The following is a 12,386-nucleotide window of genomic DNA, read 5'->3' as shown; positions in this document are numbered from 1 at the left end:
TTCTTAAAAACCAGAATTAGCAAATGAAAAAAGCATATGTAACTATATTATGTTTAGCATTATCACTTATATCTTTCGCACAAACAAGCGATGTTTCAATTTTTGTTGCCGACACGGAAACCAATCAGCCACTACCAGGAGCGACAGTTTATTTTGAAGAACTTGAAAAGGGAGCAATAACCAATTTTGACGGAATAGCAACGTTTACAGAAATCCCGAACGGAAACCAAGCCGTAAAAATTTCATACGTTGGTTTCAGAACTATCGAAACCACTATTGAGGTTGGTACAAAAAAAGAGTTCTTTTTCAAGCTCGAATCAAGAAGGAATGAACTTGACGAAGTCGTTATACAATCTTCAAGAAGTACACGGACAGTAAGAAAAATTCCAACAAGAATTGAATTTATTGGAGTGGAAGAATTAGGCGAAAAAGCAGTAATGAATCCAACCAATATTTCAATGGTACTTCGAGAAAGTACCGGAATACAAATGCAACAAACCTCGTTAAGTAGTGGAAACACAAACATCAGAATTCAAGGGCTTGACGGTAGATATACTCAGCTTTTAAGAGACGGATTTCCTTTGTATGGTGGATTTTCAAGTGGTTTGAGTATTCTACAAATTCCGCCTTTAGACCTACAACAATTTGAGATAATAAAAGGAAGTTCTTCAACACTTTATGGTGGTGGGGCTATTGCAGGTTTAATAAATATGGTATCGAAAACACCTGATGAAGAACCATCCTTGGATTTTATGCTCACCCAAACACAAGCGCTAGGTAGTACAGCAAATGTCTTTTACAGCGTGCGGAATGAAAAATTTGGAGTCTCGTTGTACGGTTCTGGTCATTACCAAAAAGCGTATGACCCAGAAGATGATGGTTTCAGTAATCTACCAAAAACAACATCGTTGTCTTTTAACCCAAAATTCTTTTATTACCCTTCAGATAAAACAACGTTTTGGATAGGTCTCAATGGAACTTATGACGACAGAATTGGTGGCGATATCACAAAAATTGAAAGTGGCGAAAATGGGATTCATCAATATACCGAAGAAAATCTTTCTAAAAGATTGAGCAGTCAGACTGTTTACGAAAAACAGATGGATTCGGTCAGTTCATTGAACATCAAAAATAGCATCTCATTTTTCGATAGAAAGCTGTCTATTCCCGATTTTAGTTTTGATGGAAAACAAACTAATACTTTCACAGAAATCAACTATCAAAAGGCATCTAAAAAAGCAGATTGGATTATTGGAGCAAATTTATACACATCCAATTTTGATGAAAATGATAATGCAACATTACAACGTGACCAAAGAGACGTTACGTATGGAACATTTGTAAACAACATTTACGACATTTCAGATAATTGGATTTTAGAAACAGGATTAAGAGCAGACTACAATACGGATTTCGGTTTTTTTCCACTTCCAAGAGTCTCCTTGCTTTACAAGAACGATAGCGGATTTTCGAGCAGAATTGGTGGTGGCCTAGGTTACAAAATACCAGATATTTTTACCGAAGAGGCTGAAAATATAAATTTTGAAAATGTTCTCGCAATAGATAAAGCTGCACTTAAAGCCGAACGTTCCTATGGTGTTAATTTTGATGTGAACTATCAGGCACGATTATTCGATGCTGTAAGTTTTAGCATTAACCAACTCTTCTACGTTTCAGCTATCAACAACGGACTATTATTAAATTCTACAGACGATGGATTTTTTACGTTTGAAAATGCAACCGATAAAATAATAAGTAAAGGAGCGGAAACCAATATCAAGTTTACATACAAGGATTTTAGATGGTTTCTAAACTACGCACTCATCGACACAAAACTGAATTATTTAGCAGGAAATCCCCAAAAACCACTCACAGCAAAGCACAACGTGGGTAGTGTTTTGATGTACGAATCCGATAAATGGCGAATAGGTTACGAAACTTTTTACATAGGAAAGCAGTTTTTGTCAACCGGCACAGAAACCACGGATTTTGTTACAATGGGTTTTGTGGCAATGCGCAATTTCAAATGGGGAACAACCTTTTTGAATTTTGAAAACTTTACTGACAGAAGACAAAGCAGGTTTTCACCTTTGGTCTTGCCGCCACACGACAGCCCAGAATTCCCGGAAATTTATGCGCCTACTGACGGTTTTATTTTTAGCGTAGGAGTAATCATAAAACCATTTGGTAACGAAGATGAAGACTAAAATGAACAAAACAATATTTGAAATTACCAAAATGGATTGTCCTTCCGAGGAAAACCTAATCCGAATGAAACTGGACGGAATTTCAGGAATTAAAAATCTTGACTTCGATATTACTAATAGAAAATTAATCGTTTTTCACGACGGACAGACTGACCAAATTGAAAAGTCGATTATCGATTTAAAATTGGGCGGAAAGAAAATTTTAACAGAACAGACCGACCAAAAGAACTTTAATGAAAATACAAACCAAAAAAAGTTACTTTGGATTGTACTGGCCATAAATTTCGCTTTTTTCTTAATCGAAATGACAACTGGCCTTATTTCAAAATCAATGGGCTTGGTTGCGGATAGCCTCGATATGTTGGCGGATTCATTTGTATATGGAATCAGTCTTTTCGCAGTTGGGGGCACTTTGACCAAAAAGAAACGGATTGCGAAAATCGCAGGATATTTTCAAATAATACTTGCAGCTTTGGGATTTCTAGAAATATTGAGAAGGTTTTTGGGAAATGAAAAACTACCCGATTTCTCTACTATGATTGTTATATCCGTTTTTGCGCTCATAGCGAATGCATTCTGCCTTTATCTACTTCAAAAATCAAAGAGCAAAGAAGATGCCCATATGCAAGCTAGCATGATTTTTACATCAAATGATGTTATTATAAATCTCGGGGTTATCATTGCGGGTCTACTTGTTCTTTGGCTAGATTCGGGGCTACCGGATCTGGTCATCGGTGCTATTGTCTTCGTATTGGTAGTACAGGGGGCAATACGGATACTGAAACTGGGTAAGTAGTATATCGAAAAAAGAATGTAAATCGTCCCTTAAAACCAACCTTTTAAGGGTCTACATTATTTGGAAGATTGCTAAACCTACTTCAAATTTAGTTTGCAAAAGTCCACTTCGAAAATTAAAACCTTTACATCTGAAATACCTAGGAGGTCATTCATAAAAACCTTTGGGGAAAATTACAATTGCAGAAATGCAAATGAAGAAATCTGTGTTTTTAGAAGCCATTATTTACCTGGCCCTTCTAAATTCATTGTTAATAACTACAAAGTCACCTAGAAATCGACATTTTTCCATTGCTATATGTTGTGGCCATTTGATATCAAATGATATCCAATAAAATTAAGTGAAGCTAAGTGCAATATTATTTGATATGATTTGATGTAAATAATTATATATCACCTAGTTGTGAATAAATATTGCAATTTTTCAGATTCCTTTTTTGCCTATTTTTATACATTTATCCTACCTACAATACTGTAGAAAGACAAAAGCGCTTTTGTTCATTTCGTAACCTAAAAAGAAACAAAATGGACAATTTTTTAATACTTGAACGACTGGACCGTTTGGAAAGGCTCATGACGGCCCATAAAGAGGTACTGACCTTTGAGGAAACCTGTGACTATACGGGAATTTCAAGAAGTTATCTTTATAAACTTACTTCTTCCGGAAATATACCACACTCCAAGCCCAATGGGAAACTGATCTTCTTTGAAAAGAAGAAGCTGAACGACTGGCTACTGCAAAATGGCATTTTGCACCCAAGTCATTTTGATAGCGATGCGAAGGGAGACTCTTTCAAAATTACAAGCTCATGATAGTCGGGGATCAGGGCAATCGACTTTACAATGTAAAGGATGCCAAAAAAAAGACCATCTACGATTATACCATCGAATACCTGGAGGGGAAGTACGACATTATGTACAACGAGATATCCCATGATTTCCAGATATCTTTCAAACACACAACGGAATGGTCCTATCTGAACCTCAATTCCCTGATCATAGAACTTGCCAAGGCGGGTATCGATATCAGCACGGGGAAACTGGAGATCCTGATCCGATCGGAACTTATCCCGAAATACAATCCGATCAGGGCATATTTTGAATCCCTCCCAAAATGGAACGGTGAGGACCATATCCTGAAATTGGCATCCTATGTCCCCACCTATGATGATGGGGCCTTTGTTTACCACCTCAAAAAATGGTTGGTCCGGGCCATAAAATGTGCCCTGGAACCTGCCTATTTCAACAAACAGGCACTGATAATAAGCCATAAGGGACAAAGCTCTGGCAAATCCACCTGGTGCCGCTTTATCTGTCCCCCGGAACTCTCCGATTATATGGCAGAGGACATCAGCAACGACAAGGACGCACGCATCCAATTGTGCCGCAATTTTTTGTACAATCTGGACGAATTGGCCGTACTGACCAAAAAGGATGTAAATGCCCTAAAAGCATTTTTCTCTAAGACCTTTATCAATGAACGGCTTCCCTACGACAGGAAGAACACTACCCTGCCCAGGATCTGTTCCTTTTTGGGCTCCACCAATATGTCCTCCTTTTTGAACGACGAGACGGGATCGGTACGGTGGCTTTGCTTTGAGCTCAGGGACAAGATAGATTTTTCCTATTCCAGGGAAATGGAGATCAAGGACGTCTGGATCCAGGCCTATCATCTGGCCTATCATGATCCTTCATTCAATCCAGAGCTCACCTTGACCGATATTCTGGAGAACGAGGAGCGCAATAAAAAATACACCAAATTGACCACCGAGGAGGAACTGGTCTCCAAATACTTTGAAAAATCCAACGACATGGTGGATTTCGTGACGGCCTCGGACGTGTTGGTAAAGCTAAGGCACCTCAATCTGAGACTGAACCAGATCAACCTGGGGCGGGCACTGTCCGGGTTCAACTTCCAAAGGGTAAAACATCCCAAGCGGCAGGTATACGGATATCTGGCAAAACCTGTATTTACCGATAGCCCTTTGGAGGTGGAAGTATAGAAAAAGTGCAAAAGCACCTACCTAGTTACCTAATGGGGCATGACCTCCCCAACAGCGGGAGCTACCTCTAGGTAGGATACATTAACTACTGGTTACCTAGGTATTACCTAACCTACCTATTAGGGTAGGATGGGTAACATCAAAATCAGTACTACCTAGGTTCTTAACCTATATAAACAGGGACTTAGGTAAGAAGGTAAGAGAAAATCAAAAAAAAGAACCGGCTGATGAAAAGAAAAAAAACATTTAGGACACGGTGTGAAACAGCCCGGGATTTTCCCATCGAAAAAGCGCTGGCAAAACTCGGGCACTTTCCCACACGGACATCGGTCAAAGAAGCTTGGTTCCTGAGTCCTTTCAGGTCAGAAACCCAAGCCTCTTTCAAGGTGTCCAAGGAACTCAATAGATGGTACGACCATGGGGCGGGGAAAGGGGGCAATGTGATCGACCTGGTCTGTATTGTAAACGGATCATCCGTTAGGGAAGCATTGGACTGGTTGGAAAACGGCCAGATCTCTCTTTCTTTTCACCAGCATCGTTTTAATGAATTTAATGAAGAGGGGATCAAAATTAGGGATGTAAGAGTACTGGGCCATAATGCCCTACAGGAGTATGTGGAAGTAAGGGGAATTTCCTTGCCAACGGCCCTGGGACTGTGCAGGGAGGTCCACTATAGCTTGAGGGACAGAATGTACTTCGCCATCGGTTTACAAAACGATTCCTATGGATGGGAACTGCGCAACAAATATGTCAAGAACTCAAGTTCCCCAAAGGATATGACATACATCAATTATGGAAAAAGAAGGCTAATTGTCACAGAGGGAATGTTCGATATGTTGAGCCTGTTGGAACGGGACAAAAAACTACGGGGTGAAAATGACCTATTGATATTGAATTCCCTTGCCTTTGTGGAAAAAATACCTAGACTATTTGAAAGCTATGAATCCGTACAGCTCTACCTGGACAATGACAAAACAGGTAAAATTGCCACTGAATTATTGATGGAACAAAGCCCAAAATGCAGGGACATGTCAAACCTGTACAAGGATTTTAAAGATGTGAACGCATGGTGGATGTCGAAAAAACTATGACCCATCAGGGAAGGAATTCAAGATGTGTCTTTGTTGCCACAAAGACGATCTTGCTTTGCTCCCGATGGTCGCAAAGAAACAAAAAATGAAAAGGACCTACATCAAATTCCGGTGTTCCCTCTTCGAGAAGAAACTGCTCAGGATCAAGGCCAAAAAGAGCGGCCTGAGCGTGAGCGAATATTGCCGTCGTGCCGCCTTCGGGGACAGGATCGTCGAACGCTTGACGGAGGAACAGATAGACATCTATAAGATGCTGATCCAATATGCAACAAACTTTAAGCTGATCGGGAACATGTTCCGCAAACGAAATCCCAAACTGGCGGAAGAGGTCACAAAACTGGCCGAGGAAATACGGAACCATCTTTACAATTTCAAAAAATGATAGGCAAGGGAAAATCGATATCGCACACCAGGGCTTCCATGCAATATGGCTGGAACCAGGAGAAGGATGCCGAGGTGGTATACTCCAAACATCTGGCCGGGGAAACTCCAAAAGAGATTACGGAGGAATTCAAGATCATCCAAGAACAGAATACCAGGTGCACCAACAATACCCTGAGCTTTGTCCTCAGCCCTACCATTGAGGAGGGAAAGAAGCTGAGCGCCAAGTCGCTTGGCGAGATCACGGAAAAATTCCTCAAGGAAATGAAACTACAGGAGCACCAGGCCATCGGCTTTGTACATAGGGACCAACAACATACCCATGTCCATTTATACGTGAACCGCATCGATTTTAACGGTAGGGCCTATAACGACAGTTTTATCGGAAAGAAGAGCCAACAGGCCGCAGAAAATGTTGCCAGGGAAATGGGGCTTACCACGGCAAGGGAGGTGCAACAGGAAAAGCTGGACCGGATCAAACTTATACGATTTGAGATCAAACAGGTCCATGAAAAGGTCATGGCAGAATACCGCCCCAAGGACCTGGACCGGTACATAAGATTAATGGAAGAAAAGGACATAAAGGTAGTCCCAAGCATCAACAAGTCCAACCAACTACAAGGGTTCCGGTTTGAATACAAGGAGCATAGTTTAAAGGGGAGCGAGGTGCACCGTTCCATGTCGGGCAGTAGATTGGTGATGGGGATAGGGGAAAACGCGGGTAAGGGCTTCGTCAAGAACAAGGACAATACAGTCAGCCTCATGGGAAGGGCCACGCAGCTCAGCGGGAATATCGCCTTGAAGTTGGCAAAACAGGTCATCAAACAATCGATCCAAAAAAGTGCGGTATTCGAGATAGGATACTAATGATAAAACGAAAATAATATGGCAAAGTTGGACGAGATTACGGAACTATTGACGGACGAAGTTGAAGGATTGAAACGGATGTTGGTGAAACTGGAGACCTTGAGCAAGGAACTCACGGGTTCGGAAACGGTACAGGATATTTCGGCGATCAGAAAAGAACTGAAGGAACTCAACAGAACACAGGGGGATCATTTCCAAGGGCAGGATACAAGAACCAACCAAATAGGGGAGCAGTTGAAAAAGTCGCAGATCATCCCTGAATGGCTATTGTTCATGGTCAGTTTGATATTAATTATTTCTTTATCCATTTCGGGCTATTTGGGCTACCAGGTGGTACAGTTCGAAGAAGAAAAGGAGAAGGCTTTCGAAGAGGGAAAAGCAGCCAATCCAACGGAACTGAATAGCTATTTTAAAGAGCATCCTGATATCTACAAGCACTTTTTGATATGGTCTAATGAGGAAAGAAAGCCAGGTCAAAAGTAGGTTGCGCCCTAATTCGATTTTATTTAACGCTTATCCCCCCGAACGCTATAAAATCGAATCAGGATCCAAGCGCAAAGTTTTTGTAAGATTTGGGTTTTTACTATAAACATTTAAATAAATATAATGTTATTTAATTTATTTGGGATAAAACTTAAATAGTGATTTAATTATTAAAGGTAATTAGTATATTTGTTAACTAACAACAATTTAAATAAAGGAAATCAATTATGAAGAATTTCGTTTCCGGTACGCAAATTAATCAAGGCTATTATAAAAGTTTTCAGCCTAATCCGGTCCATAAACAATGGCAAATTGAAGATATGGAAGTACTTGCACTATTAAGTAAAGCGGATAGGCAATTGGGCAGATTGGATATGTATTCGGAATATGTCAACATTGAACTATTCATAAGTATGCACATTGCGAAAGAGGCCACACAATCCTCTAAGATAGAAGGCACACAAACTAACATGGAGGAGGCCTTTCTCAAAAAGGACGAAATATCCGTTGAAAAAAGGGATGATTGGGAAGAAGTTCAAAACTATATTGCCGCAATGAACGAGGCTGTAAAAATGTTACACAGGCTTCCCTTTTCGTCGAGACTTATTAAGCAGACCCATAAGATATTATTACAAGGAGTAAGGGGACAAAACAAGTTGCCCGGAGAATACAGGACTAGCCAAAACTGGATTGGCGGCGCCACAATAAATGACGCTGTATTTATTCCTCCCGTCCATACTTCAATAAACGACTTAATGTCGGACATCGAAAAATTTGCCCATGACGAACTCAATCATTTACCCGATCTGTTAAAAATCGCATTGATACATTATCAATTCGAAACTATACATCCTTTTTTGGATGGTAATGGAAGGGTTGGAAGGTTATTGATCACACTATATCTGGTAAGCAAGGGAATTTTAAAACAACCTATTTTATACTTGTCGGACTTTTTTGAAAAAAATAGAATACTGTATTATGATAACCTGATGCGGGTAAGAACACATAATGACCTTTCCCAATGGTTCAAATTTTTTCTGAGCGGTGTTGTTGAAACAGCAAAGTCGGGTGTAACCACATTTGATAGTATCATGCAGTTACAAAAGACACTGGACATTAAATTAAAGACCTTGGGAAACAGAAGTGTAGATGCACGCTTGGTTATAGAAAGTCTTTACTCCAGACCGGTCATTGATGTAAACCGGGTGGAAAAAATTATTCAAAAATCCAATGTATCCGCATACAAATTAATAGCGTCTTTAGAGGAGCTTGAGATTCTGCACGAAATTACCGGAGGTCAACGAGGACGACTCTATATTTTTAAAGACTATGTTGATTTATTTAAAGACAAGCTGTAACCAACTTAATTAAAAACATCTTCTAAGAAAGATAATTAATTTGAATTCAGATTTTAAAAAAGAGTTCATTTTTTACACTTGCGCTTAGCATGCTATGGGGATTAATCCTTTTATTTTTTTCAATTTAGGGATTTTTATGCAAAGGCAGGCTCGCGCCAACGGAAGATTGGCAATTATTATTATATCTTAAAAATCGAATTTTAATTGTACGCTAAGCACTTTTTGCTCCAGGGGTTCATTTTTTTCCGTATTTAAATTGGACAGGGATATTCCTAGAAGGCGAACCGAATTTTCCAATTTTTCTTGGTAGAGCAGCTCCTTGGTGGTTTCCAATATCAAGGATTTGTCGGCAATATAATAAGCTAAGGTCTTACTCCGTGTTTGAAGGGTAAAATCGCTATATTTTATTTTAAGGGTTATGGTTTTTCCGGATATCTTTGATTTTTTTAGGCGCTTTTCAAGTTCCGTGGCAATATTGTCCATTCTTTGGAGCATAAAGATCTCACTACTGAGGTTTTCATCGAAAGTACGCTCGGCACCCACCGATTTTGGAATTCTATTGGGCTTTACCTCACTGTTGTGAATCCCCCTTACCACATGGTAGTAGTAATCGCCACTTTTACCAAAATTTTCCCTTAAAAATTCGAGGGATTTCTGCTTAAGTTCCTTACCGGTAAATATTCCAAGATGGTACATTTTGTCGGCCGTAACCTTTCCCACCCCATAGAATTTCCGGATTTCCAAATCCTCCAAAAAGGATATTACTTCTTCCGGGTTCACTGTTTTTTGGCCATTGGGCTTGTTGTAGTCGCTGGCCACTTTGGCGATGAATTTGTTAATGGATATCCCTGCAGAGGCAGTTAACCCTACTTCCTCCAAGATGCGTTGCCTAATCTCTTCTGCGATAAGTGAGGCCGAAGGATTGCCTTTTTTATTGATTGTAACGTCCAGATAGGCCTCGTCCAATGAAAGCGGTTCCACTAAATCCGTATAATCGAAAAATATGGTTCTAATTTTATGGGAAATTTCCTTATAACGGTCAAATCGAAGGGGTACGAAGATTAGATCGGGACAGTTCTTTTTGGCCAAATAACCGCTCATGGCGCTGCGGACGCCAAATTTCCTTGCCTCGTAACTGGCGGCAGAGACCACACCCCTTTTTTCGGCCCCACCAACGGCCACAGGCTTGCCTTTTAAGGCAGGATTATCCATTTGTTCTACGGAGGCGTAAAAGGCGTCCATATCTATATGGATTATTTTTCGTTGCGGGAAATCCAATTTCATACCGTAAATTTATAACAAGTTGGAGCTATATGGCCCCAACTAAATTGTTAAACGTGCCAAATGGGGAAGGAACAGAGCAAACCGAAGGAGAAAACGGCCATAGTATTGGGCGCTACCGGGCTAACAGGGGGGTATTTAGTGCAGATATTGCTAAAAGATGAACGCTATGGGAAAGTAAGGATCTTTACCAGGAACAGTATTGGGTTTTCCCACCCTAAGTTGGAGGAGCATATTGGCGATCTATTGCAATTGGAAGGTTTTAAGGATTATTTTGTTGCCGATGAAGTTTTTTGCTGTATTGGCACCACCAAAGCAAAGACCCCCGATGCGGAAATGTACAGAAAGATAGATTTTGGGATCCCGGTTTCGGCCGCCAAATTATGCCGATCCATTGGCATAGGGACCTTCTTGGTTATTTCCGCCCTGGGGGCCAATGCCAAAAGCAGGGTGACCTATAATAGGTTAAAAGGGGAAATGGAAGAAGCTGTCCTAAAATGCGATATTCCCAAGACCCATATTTTACAACCTTCCTTAATTGGAGGAAAAAGAGAGGAGAAACGGGTAGGGGAATGGTTGGCCAAACAGTTTATGAAAGTACTTAATTTGGTCCTCATCGGCCCTTTGGAGAAATTTAGGGCCATTCCACCAGAGGTTATTGCGGGCGCCATGGTCTGGCTGGCCAGCCATCCTTATGAAAAATCAAGGATTCCGTCCGATAAAATTAAAAAGTTGTACCACAATCGACCCTAATTTAAATACCACGTTTTTTGGATGATAGAAATAGAGCGAAAATTTTTAGTGGATTCGGAAGAGTTTAAGAAGGAGGCAATCCGAAAGGAACGAATTGTACAAGGCTTTTTGAATACCGATCCCTTAAGGACCGTAAGGATAAGGATAAAGGGGGACAAGGGGTATATTACCGTGAAGGGAAAGGGCAACCGGAATGGCACAACGCGTTTTGAATGGGAAAAGGAAATATCGGTCAAGGAAGCCGATGCCCTGATCAAATTGTCCGAGCCCGGGGCAATAGATAAGCTGAGATACTATGTTGAAGTTGGGAAACATATGTTTGAGGTGGATGAGTTTTTGGGGGATAATTCGGGATTAATAATTGCCGAAATTGAATTGGGGCATGAAGATGAGGATTTTTTAAAGCCTCAATGGTTGGGGGAGGAAGTAACTGCAATTACCAAATATTACAATTCACAACTGAGCAAAAACCCTTTTAAGAATTGGAAGGGATAAAAATTTAAACCGCTAAAGTGGTTGTTGGAAAACCAACTTTAGCGGTTTAATGGCTGATGGGCAAGGGCATAATGCATCTTATTCAAAAAAATTGTTCGAATATTTTTTACTGCATATTCCCTGTAGGTTGTGCACGATCAAATGTTGTAAAAGTTCTTTATTCGAATATTTTTCGAATAAGTTATTTTTTAAAAAAATATTAAGTTCAAATTGATTGAGGAAAAGTTCGAAAGTCAGTTCAAGGTTTACGGTCTTCCTAATGGAACCGATTTGCTGGGCTTCGCTGAGCAGGTTTATGATAATTGCATTGATTTCAGCCCTAAAGCTATAGAACACCTCATTGGCTTTTGGATAATATTTTTTAAGGCCAAATAGGAAGGTTGGGCTAAATGTCCTAAGATGGTCCAACCCTATTTTATAGATGCATATGATTGCCAAAATAGGGTCCGACTTCTCTTTTTCCACTCCTCTAAGGATTTCCAGCTTTATCTTATCCAATAAAAACTTAAGGCTTTCATAAACCAAGGCTTCCTTGTTGGTAAAGTGTTGATAGATCGTTTTTTTTGAAATACCGATTTCATTGGCCAAATCGTCCAACGTAAACCTTTTGCTACCATACCTTAAAAATTTGGAAATGGTAAATTCCAAAAACTCCTCTTTACTTTCCATCCG

At 40.2% G+C, this 12,386-nt stretch carries 13 protein-coding genes; 11 read left to right on the top strand and 2 right to left on the bottom strand.

The window, feature by feature from the left end; translation table 11 throughout:
- The first annotated feature begins 23 nt into the window (after positions 1-23).
- The 9 genes from D0S24_RS10295 to D0S24_RS10255 all read left to right on the top strand — a co-directional run bounded on the left by D0S24_RS10295 (position 24) and on the right by D0S24_RS10255 (position 9,185).
- Positions 24-2,207, top strand: a complete 2,184-nt coding sequence (locus D0S24_RS10295; RefSeq protein ID WP_117019780.1) for a TonB-dependent receptor — start codon at positions 24-26, stop codon at positions 2,205-2,207.
- A gap of 1 nt (position 2,208) precedes the next feature.
- Positions 2,209-3,003 carry a cation transporter gene (locus tag D0S24_RS10290; protein ID WP_117019889.1) on the top strand — a complete coding sequence of 265 codons (795 nt, stop codon included), beginning with the start codon at positions 2,209-2,211 and terminating at the stop codon, positions 3,001-3,003.
- A gap of 524 nt (positions 3,004-3,527) precedes the next feature.
- A complete protein-coding gene (locus D0S24_RS10285; protein WP_117019779.1) occupies positions 3,528-3,815 on the top strand; it encodes a helix-turn-helix domain-containing protein in 288 nt (95 codons plus the stop codon).
- Entirely contained in the window at positions 3,812-5,005 is a 1,194-nt protein-coding gene (locus D0S24_RS10280; RefSeq protein WP_117019778.1) for a VapE domain-containing protein, read from the top strand. Before D0S24_RS10285 ends, D0S24_RS10280 begins: the two co-directional genes overlap by 4 nt.
- A 227-nt stretch (positions 5,006-5,232) precedes the next feature.
- Positions 5,233-6,096 (top strand): toprim domain-containing protein, encoded by an 864-nt coding sequence (locus D0S24_RS10275; RefSeq protein WP_117019777.1) that lies wholly within the window; start codon positions 5,233-5,235, stop codon positions 6,094-6,096.
- An 85-nt stretch (positions 6,097-6,181) separates the two neighbouring features.
- Positions 6,182-6,478 (top strand): mobilization protein MbpA, encoded by a 297-nt coding sequence (gene mbpA / locus D0S24_RS10270; RefSeq protein ID WP_117019888.1) that lies wholly within the window; start codon positions 6,182-6,184, stop codon positions 6,476-6,478.
- Positions 6,475-7,344, top strand: a complete 870-nt coding sequence (locus D0S24_RS10265) for a relaxase/mobilization nuclease domain-containing protein (RefSeq protein WP_117019776.1) — start codon at positions 6,475-6,477, stop codon at positions 7,342-7,344. Before mbpA ends, D0S24_RS10265 begins: the two co-directional genes overlap by 4 nt.
- 18 nt (positions 7,345-7,362) lie before the next feature.
- Positions 7,363-7,827: a DUF6730 family protein gene (locus D0S24_RS10260; RefSeq protein ID WP_117019775.1), complete on the top strand. Its 465-nt coding sequence runs from the start codon at positions 7,363-7,365 to the stop codon at positions 7,825-7,827.
- A gap of 227 nt (positions 7,828-8,054) precedes the next feature.
- On the top strand, positions 8,055-9,185 hold the full coding sequence (locus tag D0S24_RS10255) for a Fic family protein (protein ID WP_117019774.1): 1,131 nt from the start codon (positions 8,055-8,057) through the stop codon (positions 9,183-9,185).
- A 186-nt stretch (positions 9,186-9,371) separates the two neighbouring features.
- Here D0S24_RS10255 and dinB read toward each other — a convergent pair whose 3' ends face one another.
- Positions 9,372-10,469 carry a DNA polymerase IV gene (dinB, locus tag D0S24_RS10250; protein WP_117019773.1) on the bottom strand — a complete coding sequence of 366 codons (1,098 nt, stop codon included), beginning with the start codon at positions 10,467-10,469 and terminating at the stop codon, positions 9,372-9,374.
- A gap of 60 nt (positions 10,470-10,529) precedes the next feature.
- On the opposite strand from dinB, the gene D0S24_RS10245 reads away from it, so the two are divergent.
- Together D0S24_RS10245 and D0S24_RS10240 are read left to right on the top strand one after the other, a co-directional pair.
- Positions 10,530-11,219 (top strand): NAD-dependent epimerase/dehydratase family protein, encoded by a 690-nt coding sequence (locus D0S24_RS10245; protein WP_117019772.1) that lies wholly within the window; start codon positions 10,530-10,532, stop codon positions 11,217-11,219.
- Positions 11,220-11,240: 21 nt separating this feature from the next.
- Positions 11,241-11,714, top strand: a complete 474-nt coding sequence (locus D0S24_RS10240) for a CYTH domain-containing protein (protein WP_117019771.1) — start codon at positions 11,241-11,243, stop codon at positions 11,712-11,714.
- A gap of 78 nt (positions 11,715-11,792) precedes the next feature.
- Here D0S24_RS10240 and D0S24_RS10235 read toward each other — a convergent pair whose 3' ends face one another.
- Entirely contained in the window at positions 11,793-12,383 is a 591-nt protein-coding gene (locus D0S24_RS10235) for a TetR/AcrR family transcriptional regulator (RefSeq protein ID WP_117019770.1), read from the bottom strand.
- Between the last annotated feature and the right edge of the window lie 3 nt (positions 12,384-12,386).

The organism is Arenibacter sp. P308M17 (genome assembly GCF_003426735.1).
In the GTDB taxonomy this organism is placed as follows: Bacteria; Bacteroidota; Bacteroidia; order Flavobacteriales; family Flavobacteriaceae; genus Arenibacter.
Note: the sequence above shows the minus strand (reverse complement) of the source record. Positions and strands in the feature narration are given on the sequence as shown.